At 65.0% G+C, this 17,605-nt stretch carries 15 protein-coding genes; 7 read left to right on the top strand and 8 right to left on the bottom strand.

Annotated elements, in window-relative coordinates; genetic code table 11:
* Window positions 1-6 precede the first annotated feature (6 nt).
* The 5 genes from etfA to ACZ899_RS20905 all read right to left on the bottom strand — a co-directional run bounded on the left by etfA (window position 7) and on the right by ACZ899_RS20905 (window position 7,058).
* Window positions 7-1,239, bottom strand: a complete 1,233-nt coding sequence (gene etfA, locus ACZ899_RS20925; protein WP_232855024.1) for an electron transfer flavoprotein subunit alpha — start codon at window positions 1,237-1,239, stop codon at window positions 7-9.
* Window positions 1,239-3,191, bottom strand: a complete 1,953-nt coding sequence (gene dgcB, locus ACZ899_RS20920) for a dimethylglycine demethylation protein DgcB (RefSeq protein ID WP_232855023.1) — start codon at window positions 3,189-3,191, stop codon at window positions 1,239-1,241. Before dgcB ends, etfA begins: the two co-directional genes overlap by 1 nt.
* Window positions 3,192-3,396: 205 nt before the next feature.
* On the bottom strand, window positions 3,397-5,457 hold the full coding sequence (dgcA, locus tag ACZ899_RS20915; RefSeq protein WP_232855022.1) for a dimethylglycine demethylation protein DgcA: 2,061 nt from the start codon (window positions 5,455-5,457) through the stop codon (window positions 3,397-3,399).
* Window positions 5,458-5,472: 15 nt separating this feature from the next.
* Window positions 5,473-6,003: a DUF5943 domain-containing protein gene (locus tag ACZ899_RS20910; RefSeq protein ID WP_028688448.1), complete on the bottom strand. Its 531-nt coding sequence runs from the start codon at window positions 6,001-6,003 to the stop codon at window positions 5,473-5,475.
* 77 nt (window positions 6,004-6,080) lie between these two features.
* Window positions 6,081-7,058: a dipeptidase gene (locus ACZ899_RS20905; protein ID WP_234560638.1), complete on the bottom strand. Its 978-nt coding sequence runs from the start codon at window positions 7,056-7,058 to the stop codon at window positions 6,081-6,083.
* 296 nt (window positions 7,059-7,354) lie between these two features.
* Here ACZ899_RS20905 and ACZ899_RS20900 point away from each other — a divergent pair, with 296 nt between their 5' ends.
* Window positions 7,355-7,747 carry a lysozyme inhibitor LprI family protein gene (locus tag ACZ899_RS20900; protein WP_485627720.1) on the top strand — a complete coding sequence of 131 codons (393 nt, stop codon included), beginning with the start codon at window positions 7,355-7,357 and terminating at the stop codon, window positions 7,745-7,747.
* A 103-nt stretch (window positions 7,748-7,850) separates the two neighbouring features.
* Here ACZ899_RS20900 and ACZ899_RS20895 read toward each other — a convergent pair whose 3' ends face one another.
* The gene (locus ACZ899_RS20895) at window positions 7,851-8,795 is read right to left on the bottom strand and encodes a GlxA family transcriptional regulator (RefSeq protein ID WP_234560636.1); all 945 of its coding nucleotides are present in this window, start codon (window positions 8,793-8,795) and stop codon (window positions 7,851-7,853) included.
* Between the two features lie 144 nt (window positions 8,796-8,939).
* On the opposite strand from ACZ899_RS20895, the gene choX reads away from it, so the two are divergent.
* The 5 genes from choX to ACZ899_RS20870 all read left to right on the top strand — a co-directional run bounded on the left by choX (window position 8,940) and on the right by ACZ899_RS20870 (window position 13,171).
* On the top strand, window positions 8,940-9,884 hold the full coding sequence (gene choX / locus ACZ899_RS20890; RefSeq protein WP_234560635.1) for a choline ABC transporter substrate-binding protein: 945 nt from the start codon (window positions 8,940-8,942) through the stop codon (window positions 9,882-9,884).
* A 197-nt stretch (window positions 9,885-10,081) separates the two neighbouring features.
* Window positions 10,082-10,966 (top strand): 3-dehydrocarnitine:acetyl-CoA trimethylamine transferase CdhC, encoded by an 885-nt coding sequence (gene cdhC / locus ACZ899_RS20885; RefSeq protein WP_232855020.1) that lies wholly within the window; start codon window positions 10,082-10,084, stop codon window positions 10,964-10,966.
* A gap of 153 nt (window positions 10,967-11,119) precedes the next feature.
* Entirely contained in the window at window positions 11,120-12,085 is a 966-nt protein-coding gene (locus ACZ899_RS20880; protein WP_234560634.1) for an L-carnitine dehydrogenase, read from the top strand.
* A 10-nt stretch (window positions 12,086-12,095) separates the two neighbouring features.
* Window positions 12,096-12,566 carry a thioesterase family protein gene (locus ACZ899_RS20875; protein ID WP_234560633.1) on the top strand — a complete coding sequence of 157 codons (471 nt, stop codon included), beginning with the start codon at window positions 12,096-12,098 and terminating at the stop codon, window positions 12,564-12,566.
* Between the two features lie 347 nt (window positions 12,567-12,913).
* Entirely contained in the window at window positions 12,914-13,171 is a 258-nt protein-coding gene (locus tag ACZ899_RS20870; RefSeq protein ID WP_028688456.1) for a hypothetical protein, read from the top strand.
* 118 nt (window positions 13,172-13,289) lie between these two features.
* Here ACZ899_RS20870 and gbdR read toward each other — a convergent pair whose 3' ends face one another.
* Both gbdR and ACZ899_RS20860 read right to left on the bottom strand, forming a co-directional pair.
* Complete coding sequence (gene gbdR, locus ACZ899_RS20865) at window positions 13,290-14,396, bottom strand: choline metabolism transcriptional regulator GbdR (RefSeq protein ID WP_234560632.1); 1,107 nt, start codon at window positions 14,394-14,396, stop codon at window positions 13,290-13,292.
* A gap of 389 nt (window positions 14,397-14,785) precedes the next feature.
* Window positions 14,786-16,162: an L-serine ammonia-lyase gene (locus ACZ899_RS20860; protein WP_234560631.1), complete on the bottom strand. Its 1,377-nt coding sequence runs from the start codon at window positions 16,160-16,162 to the stop codon at window positions 14,786-14,788.
* 444 nt (window positions 16,163-16,606) lie between these two features.
* On the opposite strand from ACZ899_RS20860, the gene ACZ899_RS20855 reads away from it, so the two are divergent.
* Window positions 16,607-17,554, top strand: a complete 948-nt coding sequence (locus ACZ899_RS20855) for a choline ABC transporter substrate-binding protein (RefSeq protein ID WP_234560630.1) — start codon at window positions 16,607-16,609, stop codon at window positions 17,552-17,554.
* The last annotated feature ends 51 nt before the right edge of the window (window positions 17,555-17,605 follow it).

Here is a 17,605-nt window from a genome sequence, read left to right as displayed (position 1 = left end):
CTGCCCCTATGCCGCGTCGCGCTGGCCGCCGCTGCGGAAGTTGTCCACAGCCTCGATCAGCGCCTTGAGAATCGCCGAGCTGTCGCCGATCACCGACAGGTCGGCCCGTTTGATCATGTCGCAGCCTGGGTCCATGTTGATCGCCACCACCTTGTCGCAGGCACCGATGCCCTGCAGGTGCTGGATGGCGCCGGAGATACCCACGGCCACGTAGACCCGCGCCGTGACCCAGGTGCCGGTGGCGCCGACCTGGCGGTTGCGCGGCATGAAGCCGTCGTCCACCGCCACCCGCGACGCACCCTCGGTGGCGCCGAGGGCCGCGGTGGCCCGGTGATACAGGTCCCAGTCCTTGACGCCGTTGCCACCGGAGACGATGAACTCGGCCTCGGCCATGGCGATGGCGGCCGGGTCGACGGCCACCGAGCCCAGGTCTTCGATACGCGACAGGCTGCGCGCAACGCCTGTGGACAACTCCACCGGCAGCGCTTCGTGACGGGTTTCGCTGACCGGCTCGGCACATTCGGCGGCGGCCAGGATCAACCGCGGCACACTGCGCTGGATATCCTGCTGGCCGGCACCGGCGCGACCGATGCATTGGCCATCCTTGACCTGCCACACCCGCGTCGCCGGGCGTTCGCCTAGCGCGGCGGCCAGGCGGCGTCCCAGTTCGCCGCCGCCGGTACGGCTGTCGGGCAACAGCCAGTGGCGCGGCGCGAATTGGTTATCCACAGCCCGCAGGCCCTGGACCAGTTGCTCCGGTGCATAACCTGCGAAGGCCTCGCCCTCGATGACCAGCAACCGATCAACGCCGGCTGTGGAAAAGTTGTTTTCCTTGTGCTCGCCGAACACGACGGCCAACACCGCGCCATCGCTACCGGCAAGGCTATGGGCAAGGCCCAGCAGGTCGCGGTCGTGGCTGCCCAGGCGGCCACCGACCATGTCCGGCACCACGGCAATGTAGAAGGCCGGTTGCACCACAGTGTGCAGCGGCAACTGCACTTCGGCGGCCGCACTGCGTCGCCCGCCGACACCGGTGCCCTGCTGGGCGCCGCTGCGGTCAATGCGCTTGAGGCCGCTGGGGCCGATGAAACCGGCGGCGATCGCGTGCGGGTTCTTGCGGATAATGCCGTGGGGGCCCATCCAGCTCGTCTGTTGTGTCTGCATCGCCGCGTGCAGCGGGTGCAGGCGGTTACGGGCGATCCACTCGGCGCGTGGGTCGCGGCGGATGATGTCGCTCATCAGTGCACCTCCGCAGGTTCACGTTTGGCGGCCTGCGACTTCGGGGTTGCAGGGGTTTGGTCTTCGATCAGCACATCGGCGACCAGCTCGGCCAGGTCCTTGATCTGTGGACGCGGTTCGACCACGCCTTCGAGCATCGCCGTGCACTGTGGACAACCCACCGCCACCAGCTCGGCCTCGGTCTCGCGGATATCGTCCATGCGCATGTCGGGAATACGCTGCTTGCCGGGGATATCGGTGATCGGCGCACCGCCGCCACCGCCGCAACAGCGGGAGCGGAAGCCCGAGCGCTGCATCTCGCGCACTTCGATACCCAGCGCCTTGAGCACTTCGCGCGGGGCTTCGTATTCGCCGTTGTAGCGGCCCAGGTAGCACGGGTCGTGGTAGGTGACACTGCCGCCCTTGTGCTGGCCGAGGTTGAGCTTGCCGGCGGCGATCAGCTCGGCAATGTAGGTGCTGTGGTGCTGCACCTGGTATTCGCCGCCAAGGGCGCCGTACTCGTTCTTCAGCACATGGAAGCTGTGCGGGTCGCAGGTGACGATGCGCTGGAACTGGTACCTGGCCAGGGTCTGGATGTTGCGTTTGGCCAGTTGCTGGAAGGTTGCTTCGTCGCCCAGGCGCCGGGCCACGTCACCGCTGTCTCGCTCCTCAAGGCCGAGCACGGCGAAGTCCACGCCCGAAGCCTTGAGCACTTTGACAAAGGCCCGCAGAGTGCGCTGGTTGCGCATGTCGAAGGCGCCGTCGCCGACCCAGAACAGCACCTCGGTGCGCTTCACCTCGGACAGCAGTTTCAGGTTGAGGTCGGCCGCCCAGTTCATCCGCCCGCCCGGGGCGAAACCGCCAGGGTTGTCGGTGGCGATCAGATTGTCCAGCACCTCGGCGCCCTTGTTCGGCGTCGCGCCCTTTTCCAGGGTCAGGTGGCGGCGCATGTCGACGATGGCATCGACGTGCTCGATCATCATCGGGCATTCCTCGACGCAGGCGCGGCAGGTGGTGCACGACCACAGCGTCTCGGCGTCCACCAGGCCGTTGACGATCGGCTGGTGCGGATGGCCGCCATGCTCGCCGACCGCCTTGCCGGGGTAAGGGCTGCCAGCGAACTGCGCGTCGGTGCCACCGGCCAGGCCGATGACCATGTCCTGGATGAGTTTCTTCGGGTTCAGCGGCTGGCCGGCGGCGAACGCCGGGCACATGGCCTCGCACTTGCCGCACTGCACGCAGGCGTCGAAACCGAGCAATTGGTTCCAGGTGAAATCGACCGGTTTCTCCACGCCCAGCGGTGCGTTGGGGTCTTCGAGGTCCAGCGGCTTGAGGCCGGTGGAGCGGCCACCGCCGAAGCGCTCGGCGCGGCGGTGCCAGGCCAGGTGCAGGGCACCAGCGAAGGCGTGCTTCATCGGGCCGCCCCAGGTCATGCCGAAGAACAGCTCGGACACGCCCCACAGCACACCGACGCCCAGCAAGGCGACCAGCACCCAGCCACCGGTCCCTTCCGGGAGGATGCCGGCAACCGGCAGCGTGGCGATGAAGAAGCTCGCCGCGAACATCAGCAGGCTTTTCGGCAGGCGCATCCATGGGCCCTTGGACAGGCGCGAAGGCGGATTGAGCCGGCGTTTGAAGACGAAGAGCGCGCCCGTGAACATGATCAGCGTGGCCACCAGCAAGGCGTAGCCGAGGATCTTGCTGTGCAGGCCGAAGCCATGCACCAGGATCGCCAGCACAGCCGACAGCACGAAGCCGCCAGCGGTGGCGACGTGGGTCTTGGACATGTACTTGTCGCGCTCGACCACATGGTGCAGGTCCACCAGGTAGCGCCGCGGCATAGCCAGCAGGCCACCAATCAGGTCAACCTTGCTAGGCCGCCCGCGCCGCCACATGCGCACCCGGCGCAGGGCGCCGAGCACCGCCAGGCCGAGGGCGGTGAACAGCAGGATGGGTAAGAGGGTGTTCAACATGGGAGGCTCCCACAACAGCTGGATTCTTGCGCCACTCTCAAGGGCGGCACCGACCCCTGTAGGAGCGGCCTTGTGTCGCGAAAGGGCTGCGAAGCGGCCCCAGCATTCTCAGCGCTGATGAATTGCTGGGGCCGCTGCGCAGCCCTTTCGCGACACAAGGCCGCTCCTACAGGGGGCCAATCCCGCCTCTAGAGAGGCGGTGCGATCAGAAGTCCTTGCACAAGCGCAAGGCGTCATAGATCGCCGCATGCACGTTGCGCTGGGCCACGCAGTCACCGATGCGATACAGCAGGTAACCCTCGCCCGGCTGGCTGAGGATCGGCTGCGGCTTGATGGCGAACAGCGCCTCCACGTCGATCTGGCCCTTGTTGCGCGAGCCGTCCTTGAGCGCGTAGTACAGCTGCTCGTCAGGCCGCACACCGTTCTCCACCACCACCTGATCGACCACGCGCTCTTCCTTGGCGCCGGTGTACTCGTTCTCGAGCACCGCCACCAGCTTGTCGCCCTCGCGATAGACCTTTTCCAGCATCATGTCGCCGGTCATGATCACTTCCTTGGGGTACATGCTGCGGTAGTAGGTCGGGAAGCTCGTGCCGCCCATGGCCACGCCCGGCTTGATGTCGTCGGTGACGATCTCGACCTGGCTGCCCTTGTCGGCGATGAAGTCGGCCACCGACATGCCGGTGAACTCGCAGATGGTGTCGTACACCAGCACGTTCTTGCCCGGCGCCACCTTGCCATCCAGCACATCCCAGCTGCTCACCACCAGCCCTTCGGCGGCACCCCAGTGCTCGTTCTGCTCGAGGAACGAATGGCCGCCCACCGCCAGCACGATGATGTCCGGGCGCAGGTCCTGGATGGTGTCCACATCCGCGGCGGTCCCCAGGCGCAGGTCGACCTTGAGGCGGGCGAACTCCAGCTGGTACCAGCGGGTGATGCCGGCGATCTGGTCGCGCTGCGGCGCCTTGGCGGCGATGGTGATCTGCCCGCCGATCTGGTCTTTCTTCTCGAACACGGTGACGTCGTGGCCACGCTCGGCGGCGACGCGGGCCGCCTCCATGCCGGCCGGGCCGGCGCCAACCACCACCACCTTGCGCTTCGGCCCGGTGGATTTCTCGATGATGTGCGGCACGCCCATGTATTCACGGGAGGTCGCGGCGTTCTGGATGCACAGCACATCCAGGCCCTGGTACTGACGGTCGATGCAGTAGTTGGCACCGACGCACTGCTTGATCTGGTCGACCTGGCCCATCTTGATCTTGGCGATCAGGTGCGGGTCGGCGATGTGCGCGCGGGTCATGCCGACCATGTCGACGTAGCCGCCCTCCAGGATGCGCGTGGCCTGGTTCGGGTCCTTGATGTTCTGCGCGTGCAGCACCGGGACCTTGACCACTTCCTTGATGCCGGCCGCCAGGTGCAGGAAGGGCTCCGGCGGGTAGCTCATGTTGGGGATGACGTTGGCCAGGGTGTTGTGGGTGTCGCAGCCCGAGCCGACCACGCCGATGAAATCGAGCATGCCGGTGGCGTCGTAGTAGGCGGCGATCTGCTTCATGTCCTCGTGGCTCAGGCCATCGGGGTGGAACTCGTCGCCGCAGATGCGCATGCCCACGCAGAAGTCGTCACCGACTTCCTTGCGCACGGCCTTGAGCACTTCCAGGCCAAATTTCATGCGGCCTTCGAAGGTGCCGCCCCACTCGTCGGTACGCTTGTTGACCCGTGGGCTCCAGAACTGGTCGATCATGTGCTGGTGCACGGCCGACAGCTCGACACCATCCAGGCCGCCCTCCTTGGCACGACGCGCCGCTTGCGCGTAGTTGCCGATCACCCGCCAGATCTCCTCCACCTCGATGGTCTTGCAGGTGGCGCGGTGCACCGGTTCGCGAATGCCCGACGGCGACATCAGGGTCGGCCAGTTGAAGCCGTCCCAGCGCGAGCGACGGCCCATGTGGGTAATCTGGATCATGATCTTGGCGCCATGCTTGTGCATGGCGTCGGCGAGGTTCTGGAAATGCGGGATGATGCGGTCGGTGGACAGGTTCACCGACGACCACCACTCCTGCGGGCTGTCGATGGCCACCACCGACGAGCCGCCGCAGATGGCCAGGCCGATGCCGCCCTTGGCCTTCTCTTCGTAGTACTTCACGTAGCGGTCGGTGGTCATGCCGCCGTCGGTGGCGTAGACCTCGGCGTGCGCGGTGCTGAGCACACGGTTGCGGACGGTCAGCTTGCCGATCTGGATCGGCTGGAACATTGCTTCGAAGGCCATGACGCTATCTCCGGCTTACAACGGCTTTGTAACGAACAGGCCATCTTCGTGGCCTTCTTCCGACCCGCCGTAGACCTGTTCGGCCACGGTGCGGATCGAGCTGCCGCGGGCAGCGAGAATCTGGTCCATGGCCCCGGCGAACCAGCCGGTGAACATGTAGTCGACCTTGCGGCCGCACTTGCCATAGACGTACACGAATGCGGAGTGCTTGAGCTTGACGCTGCAGGTGCCCTTATCCAGGTCGATGTCCTGGATCTGGAACAGGCCCCAGCCCCGCTGGGACAGGCGCTTCATGTAGTGCTCGAACACCGCCACGCCTTCCAGTCCATGGCATTCGGCCTCTTTCTCGCACCAGTGCCAGGCGGACTTGTAGCCGGCCTTGTAGAGGATCTCGGCGTACTTGTCGGCGCCCAGCACTTCCTCGATGCCCATGTGGTTGTTGACGAAGAAATGCCGTGGCACGTAGAGCATCGGCAGGGCGTCGCTGGTCCAGACACCGGTCTCGCTGTCGACTTCGATTGGCAATTGCGGGGCGATCTTGGCCATGGAAACTCAACTCCATAAAATTTTTTGTTTGGATGCCCCGGCGTTGCTGGCAGGGGCTTTCAGGCTTGGAGAGCGGCTTACTCGCCCCAGACGTCTTTCAAGACGTTGACCCAGTTTTCGCCCATGATCTTGCGCACCACCCGTTCGGAGTGGCCGCGCTTGAGCAGGGTCTCGGTGAGGTTGGGGAATTCGCCGACAGTGCGAATTCCCAGCGGGTTGATGATCTTGCCGAAGTTGGTCAGACGGCGGGCGTAGCCCTTGTCGTGGGTCAGGTACTCGAAGAAGTCCTGGCCATGGCCCTGGGTGAAGTCGGTACCAATGCCGATGGCGTCCTCGCCGACGATGTTCATGGTGTACTCGATGGCCTCGGCATAGTCGTCGATGGTCGAGTCGATGCCCTTGGCGAGGAACGGCGCGAACATGGTCACGCCGACGAAGCCGCCGTGCTCGGCAATGAACTTAAGTTCCGCGTCGGACTTGTTGCGTGGGTGTTCTTTGAGGCCCGATGGCAGGCAGTGGGAATAGCAGACCGGCTTCTTCGACTCGAGGATGACTTCTTCGGAGGTCTTGGAGCCGACGTGGGACAGGTCGCACATGATGCCGACGCGGTTCATCTCGGCGACGATCTCGCGGCCGAAGCCCGACAGGCCACCATCACGCTCGTAGCAACCGGTGCCCACCAGGTTCTGGGTGTTGTAGCACATCTGCACGATGCCCACGCCCAGTTGCTTGAACACGTCGACATAGGCGATCTGGTCCTCGAACGCATGGGCGTTCTGGAAGCCGAAAAGGATGCCGGTCTTGCCCAGCTCCTTGGCCTTGCGGATGTCGGCGGTGGTGCGCACCGGCATCACCAGGTCGCTGTTGTCGCGGATCAGCTTCTGGCTGGACGCGATATTGTCGACGGTGGCCTTGAAGCCCTCCCACACCGAGACCGTGCAGTTGGCCGCGGTCAGCCCGCCCTTGCGCATGTCCTCGAACAGCTCGCGGTTCCATTTGGCAATGATCAGGCCGTCGATGACGATGCTGTCGGCGTGAAGTTCGGCTGGGCTCATCAGGCTGTCCCCTTTTATTGAAGTCTGCATGCGCCGAACCTTGTGCCGGCGCTTTGGGGCCAGCATATGCCTGCCGCCCGAGGCGCCCCGATGCAAAAACGACAGGGGGTTTGCCGAAAGCGTCAAAGCCCGACAGGGCACGCTCTGGCCTGCGCCTCGCAGATGAGAGCCAGTCTCGACAACTGCCTTTGCAAGCCTTTGATGAACATTTCGTCAGGGAGCTATCGCCGCGCCCGAGGCTGAGCGAGAATCCCGGCGATTCGTCAGCCTGTTCAGGAGAAAACGGATGAAAATCAATGGCATGGCTGGTCCTGCTGGCGGTCGCGGGCACCGCGCACGCCGCCGAGGAAGAAAGCACGCCCTGCGACAACGTCGAGACCGACCAGCAGGGGTACGCCTGCGCGGCCTACAACAAGCAGACCGCCGAGCGCGAGCTTAAGGCGGCCTATGACGACCTGATGCAACGCATCCGCGACCAGTACGCGGATGAAAGCGACAAGGCCGCGGCGCTGAGCGGCAAGATGGAGGCCGCCGAAAAGCTGTGGGCGCAGTTGCGCGACGCCGACTGCAAGGTCGAGACCTGGGCCGAAAAGCCTGGGAGCAAGGCCTTCGAGGCGGCCTGGAACACCTGCGTGGCGCAGCGTAGCGACGAGCGGTCGGAGTATCTGCAGACCATCGGGCAGCAGTGACCGGCTGGACCGGCCCTATCGCGGGGCAAGCCCGCTCCCACGCCATGAAGTGCTGGATACCAGCCCATAACGTGGGAGCGGGCTTGCCCCGCGAATGCTCACTTCATGACACGACCAATCGTCTGTCCTCCCGCGGACACCGCTCGAACCGCGCCCGATAGCAGCGGGTGAAATACGACGCCGACTCGAACCCGCACGCCACCGCCACCTCCAGCACGCTCATGTCGGTCTGGCGCAGCAACTGGCGGGCCTTGTCCAGCCGCAGCCGCAGGTAGAAACCACTGGGCGTGTCGTCCAGGTACAAGCGAAACAGCCGCTCCAACTGGCGCCGGGTCACCTGCACGCCATCGGCCAGCACCTGGGTGTTGAGCGGCAGTTCTGTGTTGCGCTCCATCTCGCCGATCACCTTCACCAGCTTCTTGTTGCGCAGCCCATAACGCGTGGCGATCTCCATGCGCTGGTGGTCCTGGCGCGGGCGTATTCGCCCGAGCACGAACTGCTCGGAAACCTGCACCGCCAGCTCACTGCCGTGGGCCTGGGCGATCAGGTCGAGCATCAGGTCGATGGAGGCCGTGCCGCCGGCGCAGGTGATGCGTCGGCGGTCGATCTCGAACAGCTCCTGGGTCGCCTGCAGACGTGGATAGCGCTCCTTGAACGCCTCCAGCGCCTCCCAGTGCAGGGTCGCCCGGTGACCGTCGAGCAGCCCGGCCTCAGCCAGCACCATCGCGCCCGTGTCGATGCCCCCGAGCACCACGCCTTCATGGTCGAGGCGGCGCAGCGTCTGTTGCAGCGCCGACCCATAGCACGCCAGTGGCTCGAAGCCGGCCACCAGCAGCAACAGTCGCCCATGCCCACCCTCCCCCAGCGCGCCGTCGGCATTCACCGACATGCCGTTGCTGGCCTCTACCGCGCCACCGTCCAGGCTCAGTACACGCCAGCGGTACAACGGGCCACGGAAGCGATTGGCCACGCGCAACGGCTCGATGGCACTGATGAAACCCATGGCGGAAAAGCCGGGTAGCAACAGGAAGTCTATGGTTTCCGGCATCGCATGCTCCGCGCAAAGGTGGTCGCCTCCGTGCAAGTGTTGGTCGCCAGGGTGCGATTTTCCACCCTGCTGCCAGCGTAGCGTGTTCTCACGGCCCGCAGAGGCCGGACCCATAACAATATGCACTGCCGATGGAGAGCCACCATGCAACGCTTTATCCGCCGCAGCCTGTTGTCCCTCGTGCTCAGCACCACCGTAGCCGCTCCCCTGTTCGCCGCCGAACCCGCCGTCTGCAAGGACGTGCGCCTGGGCGTGGTCAACTGGACCGACGTGATCGCCACCAGCGCCATGGCCCAGGTGCTGCTCGATGGCCTGGGCTACCAGACCAAGCAGACCAGCGCCTCGCAGCAGATCATCTTCGCCGGCATCCGCGACAAGCGCCTGGACATGTTCCTCGGGTACTGGAACCCGATCATGACCCAGACCATCACCCCGTTCATCCAGGCCAACCAGGTCAAGGTGCTCGACAAGCCCAGCCTGGAAGACGCCCGCGCCACCCTGGCCGTGCCCAAGTACCTGGCCGACAAGGGCCTGAAGACGTTCGCCGACATCCACAAGTTCCAGAAGGAACTGGGTGGCAAGATCTACGGCATCGAGCCAGGCTCGGGCGCCAATACCCAGATCAAGGCGATGATCAGCAAGAACCAGTTCGACCTGGGCAAGTTCCAGCTGGTCGAGTCGAGCGAGGCCGGCATGCTCGCCGCGGTGGATCGCGCGGTACGGCGCAAGGAGGCGGTGGTGTTCTTCGGCTGGGCGCCGCACCCGATGAACGTCAACATCGACATGGTCTATCTCGGCGACAGCCAGGATGCCCTGGGCCCGGACGAAGGCCGCGCCACGGTGTGGACGGTGACCGCGCCGGACTATGCCGAACGTTGCCCCAACGCTCACCGCCTGCTGGCCAACCTGAGTTTCAGCGCCGAGGACGAGAGCCGGATGATGCAGCCGCTGCTCGATCACAAGGACGCGCTGGAGTCCGCCCGCCAGTGGCTCAAGGACCACCCCGAGGACAAGGCCCGCTGGCTTGACGGGGTAACGACCTTCGATGGCAAGCCCGCCGCAGACAACCTCAAGCTCACTGCCAACTGACAGAACCTCATCGCCTACTCGTCCACTGACAGGTCTACCCGGTCGGTGTAGGAGCGGCCTTGTGTCGCGATAGGGGTGCGAAGCGCCCCCTGGACTCATGCGTCAGGCAGATGTTGATGGGGCCGCTTTGTGGCCCTATCGCGACACAAGGCCGCTCCTACAGAGATCCGGCCCACAGCCACAAAAAGGAATCCACCATGAACCACGACGTCATCATCACCTGCGCCCTCACCGGCGCCGGCGACACGGTCGCCAAGAGCCACCTGGTCCCGGTCACCCCGAAACAGATCGCCGAATCCGCCGTGGAAGCCGCCAAGGCCGGCGCCACCGTAGTCCACTGCCACGTTCGCGATCCGCAGACCGGCCGCTTCAGCCGCGACGTCAACCTCTACCGCGAAGTGATGGAGCGCATCCGCGAGGCTGACATCGACATCATCGTCAACCTCACCGCCGGCATGGGCGGCGACCTGGAGATCGGCCCCGGCGAGTCGCCCATGGAGTTCGGACCAGGCACCGACCTGATCGGCCCATTGGAGCGCCTGGCCCACGTCGAGGCGCTGCTGCCGGAAATCTGCACCCTCGACTGCGGCACCCTCAATTTCGGCGATGGTAACGCCATCTACGTCTCCACCCCGGCCCAGCTGCGCGCAGGTGCAAAACGCATTACCGAACTGGGCGTGAAGGCCGAGCTGGAGATCTTCGACACCGGCCACCTGTGGTTCGCCAAGCAAATGATCAAGGAAGGCCTGCTGGACGACCCGCTGTTCCAGCTGTGCCTGGGCATTCCCTGGGGCGCGCCGGCCGACACCACCACCATGAAAGCCATGGTCGACAACCTGCCCGCCGACGTGACCTGGGCCGGCTTCGGCATCGGCCGCATGCAGATGCCCATGGCCGCCCAGGCGGTGCTGCTCGGCGGCAACGTGCGGGTGGGGCTTGAGGACAACCTGTATCTGGACCGCGGCGTGCTGGCCAGCAACGGTCAACTGGTGGAACGGGCTGCGGAAATCATCACCCGCATGGGTGCCCGCGTGCTTACCCCGGCCGAAGGCCGGGAAAAGATGAACCTCAGGCGTCGCTGAGCCCCCGCAGATCATGGGGATCTTGTGGGAGCGGGCTTGCCCCGCGAAACAGGCACCGTGCCGGATGGCACCGGCTTGGCCGGTGATCGCGGGCCAAGCCTGCTCCCACGCGTGCACGACACATCATTGAACAACGTTCCGCAGGAGCCAGATATGCCTTTCATTACCGACATCAAGACCTTCGCCGCCCTGGGTAGCGGCGTGATCGGCAGCGGCTGGGTTGCCCGCGCCCTGGCCCATGGCCTGGACGTGATCGCCTGGGATCCGGCGCCGGGCGCCGAGGAGGCCCTGCGCAAGCGCATCGCCAATGCCTGGCCGGCCCTGGAGAAGCAGGGCCTGGCGCCCGGCGCCTCGCAGGATCGCCTGACCTTTGTCGCCACCATCGAGGCATGCGTGCGCGACGCCGATTTCATCCAGGAGAGTGCACCCGAACGCCTGGACCTCAAACTCGACCTGCACGCGAAAATCAGCGCCGCCGCCAAGCCGAATGCAATCATCGGTTCCAGCACCTCGGGCCTGCTGCCCAGCGAGTTCTACGAGTCCGCCACCCACCCTGAGCGCTGCGTGGTGGGGCACCCGTTCAACCCGGTGTACCTGCTGCCACTGGTGGAGATCGTCGGCGGCCGCAATACCAGCCCCGACGCCATCGAAGCGGCGAAAACCATCTACACCGCGTTGGGCATGCGCCCGCTGCATGTACGCAAGGAAGTCCCCGGCTTTATCGCCGACCGCCTGCTCGAAGCGCTCTGGCGCGAGGCCTTGCACCTGGTCAACGATGGCGTCGCCAGCACCGGCGAGATCGACGACGCGATCCGCTTCGGCGCAGGCCTGCGCTGGTCGTTCATGGGCACCTTCCTCACCTACACCCTGGCCGGTGGTGACGCCGGGATGCGCCACTTCATGGCCCAGTTCGGCCCGGCGCTGAAGCTGCCCTGGACTTACCTGCCGGCACCGGAGCTGACTGACAAGCTGATCGACGATGTGGTGGAAGGTACCTCGGAGCAGTTGGGTGAACGCAGCATCGCCGCGCTGGAGCGCTATCGTGATGACACCCTGCTGGCGGTGCTGGAGGCGGTCAGCTCCAGCAAAGCCAGTCACGGCATGGCCTTCGGCGACTGAGGAGAAAACGATGCCCGCCCTGATCACCTACCGTACCCGGGTGTTGCCGGAATGGGTCGACTACAACGGCCACCTGCGCGATGCCTACTACCTGCTGATCTTCAGCTACGCCACCGATGCGCTGATGGAGCGCATCGGCCTGGACGCCGATGCTCGTGGCCAGAGCGGGCATTCGCTGTTCACCCTGGAGGCACACATCAACTACCTGCACGAGGTGAAGCTCGATACCGAGGTGTGGGTGCAGACGCAGGTCATCGGCTTCGACAGGAAGCGCCTGCATCTGTACCACAGCCTGCACCGGGAGGGGTTCGACGAGGCCTTGGCGGCCAGTGAGCAGATGCTGCTGCATGTGGACCTGGCGGGGCCGAGGTCGGCGCCGTTCAGTGAGCGGTGCAGAGAACAGTTGCAAGCGCTGGCCAATCAGCAGCAGGATCAACCACCTCCTGGACTTATCGGCCGCACCATACAATTACCGGCCTGACGCATGATCTCGTGGGAGCGGGCTTGCCCCGCGATAGCGATGACAGGCTCATCACCGCAATCGCGCGGCAAGCCCGCTCCCACGAGATGTTCGCCCACATAAAAAACAACCCCGGAAAGCCGTGAGCATCCGGGGTCAAGAGCGAGCAACATCCACTGTGCATGAAGTGAGGGTGACCAAACCCTCGGTGCCGTGAATGACTTCAGTGTGCAGCCTTCCTTCCCCGACGATTTAGCCGTAAACGACCTGTTCTTAGCCAAAGCGGCCATCGCGACAATCCGCCCTTGCCGCCCTGGCGCGTCGGACACAGAATCGATGGCAAACAACAGCGGCGAAGGACATTAGTCATGATGCATGCGGACTTGATCGACCAGGACGACCTGCTGGGCCAGCTGCGCTCACGGGGTTTCGACATTCCGGCCGGCGCCAGCGCCGAGCAGGCCTGCGAGGTGGTGATACGCGGGCTGACCGAGCCCAATGCGCGGGCCCTGAAGGGCATGGTCGAGCAGATGTACACGGGTAGCGCGACCATCCTCCCGGCCGTGCGCCAGGCCATCGACAAGCAGTTGCTGCCGGCGTTGGCGCAGTTCAACAAACGCGCCTGACCGCGAATCTTCACCGACCTCTTCGCGGGTAAACCCGCTCCCACAGGTACACCACCGCTTTTAAGTACGGTGGCGAACCTGTGGGAGCGGGTTTACCCGCGAAGAAGGCAACGCGGTATCAGAGGCGCACGCTGGCAAAGGTCGATTCATTACGCGCCTGGCTCAGCGCCGCCATCGGCCCGCTGTGCGGCGACAGGGCCATGGCCTGCGGGATCGGCATCATCGCCACCTGCTGGGTGGTGTTCGAACCCACGCGCTCGTCACGCGGCGGAATGCCGAAGTACTCGCGGTAGCACTTGGAGAAGTGCGGCGTGGACACGAACCCGCACACCGACGCCACCTCGATGATCGACATGGGCGTCTGCTTGAGCAGTTGCCGCGCCCGGATCAGGCGCAGCTTGAGGTAGTAGCGCGACGGCGAGCAGTGCAGGTACTTCTGGAACAAACGCTCGAGCTGACGCCGTGATACCGCCACGTACACCGCCAGTTCGTCCAGGTCGATCGGCTCCTCGAGGTTGGCCTCCATCAGCGCGACGATTTCCTGCAGCTTCGGCTGGTTGGTGCCGAGCATATGCTTGAGCGGCACGCGCTGGTGGTCCTGCTCGTTGCGGATGCGCTCGTAGACGAACATCTCGGAGATCGCCGCCGACAGCTCGCGGCCATGATCGCGGCTGATCAGGTGCAGCATCATGTCCAGCGGCGCGGTTCCGCCGGAGCTGGTGAAGCGGTTGCGGTCGAGGGTGAACAGGCGGGTGCTCATGTTGACCCGCGGGTAGGCTTCCTGCATCGCCGCCAGGCATTCCCAGTGCACGCTGCAGTCGAAGCCGTCGAGCAGGCCGGCGCAGGCCAGCGCCCAGCTGCCGGTGCACACCGCGCCCAGGCGGCGCGACTGGCGGGCCTGGGCCTGCAGCCAGGTGACGTGCTCGCGGGTGACGGTGCGCTGGATACCCACGCCGCCGCAGACGATCACCGTGTCCATGGGCGGTGCGCTGTGCATCGCCGCGTCCGGGGTGATCTGCAGGCCGTCGCTGGCCCATACCTGGCCACCGTCGACGGTCAGCGTGTGCCAGCGGTACAGCTCGCGGCCGGACAGCTGGTTAGCCATGCGCAGGGGTTCGACGGCCGAGGCCAGGGAGATGAGGGTGAAGTTGTCCAGCAGGAGAAAGCCGATGGACTGGGGTGCTGTGCGGTTCTGGGTTGGGTTCCCGGAGGTGTACGACGTCATCGCGATTTCTCCTCACACAATGCAGGGTGTGCCTCAGGCGAGCACTGTTCTTGTAATGGCCCCGTTTCGTATGCAGGGGCTTTGCCAATCTCAACGCAAATGGCATGCCTGAAATTGAACGCTCATCCAATAAAACCCAAAAACGACGTCGGCATGCGCCTTCCAGCGGGCCGGGTGATGAGCGTCAGGTCAAACGCAAACGGGCGCGCCAGCGCCCCTGCGCGTCACCGCTGAGCAATTCGGTAGCACTTGTGGGAAGGTTGCCCAGATGCGACAGACTTGAGTGTCACCGACAATGACCCTGCTGGTAACGACAGGCGACAGCCGGTAGATGACAACCGATGCGCCAGAATGTGGCGCATCGGTCAGGCGTGGGCCAGAACGGCGCATCAGCACTCGATGACGCTGACCGCAAGGCCGCCGCGCGAGGTTTCCTTGTACTTGTCGTGCATGTCGGCGCCGGTATCGCGCATGGTGCGGATCACCTGGTCGAGGGAGATGAAGTGCTCGCCGTCGCCGCGCAGGGCCATCTGCACGGCGTTGATCGCCTTCACCGCGGCGATGGCGTTGCGCTCGATGCACGGCACCTGGACCAGGCCGCCGACCGGGTCGCAGGTCAGCCCGAGGTTGTGCTCCAGGGCGATCTCGGCGGCGTTCTCCAACTGCGCGGGCGTCGCGCCCAGCACTTCGGCCAGGCCCGCCGCGGCCATGGCGCAGGCCGAACCGACCTCGCCCTGGCAACCGACCTCGGCGCCGGAGATCGAGGCGTTCTTCTTGCACAGGATGCCCACCGCCGCCGCGCCGAGGAAGAAGTCCACCACGTTGGATTCGTCCACCACATCGGAGAAACGCATGTAGTAGTGCAGCACCGCCGGAATGATCCCGGCCGCGCCGTTGGTGGGCGCGGTGACCATGCGCCCGCCGGCGGCGTTTTCCTCGTTGACCGCCAGGGCGTAGAGGTTGACCCACTCCATGGCACTCATGGTCGAGCCGATCACATTGGGCTTGCCCAGCTCCTGCAGGCTGCGGTGCAGGCGGGCGGCGCGACGGCGCACATTCAACCCGCCAGGCAAGATGCCCTCGTGCTTGAGGCCGTTGTTCACGCACTCCTGCATGGCATTCCAGAGCCTGATCAGGCCGGCGCGGATCTCTGCTTCGTTGCGCCAGACCTTCTCGTTGGCCAGCATCAATTGCGACACGCTCAGGTCGTTTTGCCTGCACAGCTGCAGCAGCTCGGCGGCGCTGTTGAAGTCGTAGGGCAGCACGGTCTGGTCGGCGTCGAGCACACCGCTGGCGGCCTGGGCGGCATCGACCACGAAGCCGCCGCCCACCGAATAGTAGGTGTCGCGATGCAGCTCGCCGCCCTCGCCTTCGGCGATCAGGGTCATGGCGTTGGGGTGGTACGGCAGGTTCTCGTCCAGCAGCAGCATGTCGCGGGCCCAGACGAATTCGATGGGCAGGCGGTTGTCGAGCTTGAGCACGCCGGTTTCGCGCAGGTCGGCGATGCGCGGGGTGATCTGGCTGGGGTCGATGGCGTCGGGCCATTCGCCCATCAGGCCCATGATCGTGGCGTTGTCGGTGCCGTGGCCGACGCCGGTGGCCGACAGCGAGCCATACAGCCGCACCTCGATGCGCCGAACCCGCTCCAGCTCGCCGCGTTCGCGCAGCCCCTGGACGAACAGCGCGCCGGCGCGCATGGGGCCGACGGTGTGTGAGCTGGAAGGCCCGACACCGATCTTGAACAGGTCGAACACGCTGATGGCCATTGTCGCATCACCTCTTGATGGGCTTGTCTCGCAGCGCCGAACACCGCCTTGCGCAACTGCTAGGCTGAAAGCTCGAGCCGCCTTGGAATGCTCGCATCATCGGGCTTTTGCCCACCCCCTCGCCGTCTGCAACCGACGTACTTTTGTCCAGCAGCGCCGCCCCTGCACCGGCCCTGCGTGCGCCGTTTTCCAGCGCCGGGACGCCGCAAAAACCGAGGTCGGGGGGTGGAAAAACCCAGTTGCGACATCGTCCGTACTGGATGCGACCCGTCCTGTACTGGATACGACGCCACCAGTAGGCGATTGCCGAACGCTGGAGGATTATCGAAAGCGACTCGTATTGCACGGCCTCGCATCCTGCCCTCTGCAGGCCTGGTCGACCGGAGCCCTGAGAACGCCCGGCGACCCACGCGAACCCGAAGATAAAATCACAGGAGTCCATCCATGAAAGGTTCACCCAAGCTGTTGCTGGTCGCGTTGCTGTCCGCTCCGCTGCTGGCCCAGGCCGCCGAACCCGAGCAGTGTCAAACGGTGCGTTTCTCGGATGTCGGCTGGACCGACATCACGGTCACCACCGCGACCACCAGCGTCGTGCTCCAAGCCCTGGGCTACAAGACCCACACCACCATGATCTCGGTACCGGTGACCTACAAGTCGCTGGCCACCGGCAAGGACCTGGACGTGTTTCTCGGCAACTGGATGCCGACCATGGAGAACGACATCAAGCAGTACCGCGACGCCGGCACTGTCGAGACCGTGCGCGCCAACCTGGAGAACGCCAAGTACACCCTGGCCGTGCCACAGGCCCTGTATGACAAGGGCCTGAAGGACTTCTCGGACATTCCGAAATTCAAGAAGGAACTGGACGGCAAGATCTACGGTATCGAACCGGGCAACGACGGCAACCGCACCATCCAGAGCATGATCGACAAGAATGCCTTCGGCCTGAAGGACGCCGGCTTCAAGATCGTGCAGTCCAGCGAGGCCGGCATGCTGTCGCAGGTCGAGCGGGCGCAAAAACGCGACGAGGCGGTGGTGTTCCTGGGCTGGGAACCGCACCCGATGAACACCCGCTTCAAGATGCAGTACCTGACCGGCGGGGACGAGTTCTTCGGACCCGACTTCGGCAAGGCCACCGTGCTCACCAACACCCGCAAGGGCTATGCGCAGGAATGCACCAACGTCGGCCAGCTGCTGAAGAACCTGTCGTTCGAGCTCAAGGATGAAAGCACCATGATGGGCTATGTCCTGGACGACAAGATGAAACCCGAGGCGGCGGCCAAGAAGTGGCTCAAGGACAACCCCGGCAAACTGGATGCCTGGCTCGCTGGCGTAAGCACCGTGGACGGCAAACCCGGCCTCGAGGCGGCCAAGGCCAAACTGACGCAATAACGCAAGACGCCATGGCAACACCGCGGGGCGGGACCGTGCCCGCCCCGGACT

It is taken from the genome of Pseudomonas sp. TE31087 (assembly GCF_057284075.1).
The sequence above is the reverse complement of the archived record's forward strand: the minus strand, read 5'-3'. Positions and strand labels throughout refer to the sequence as shown.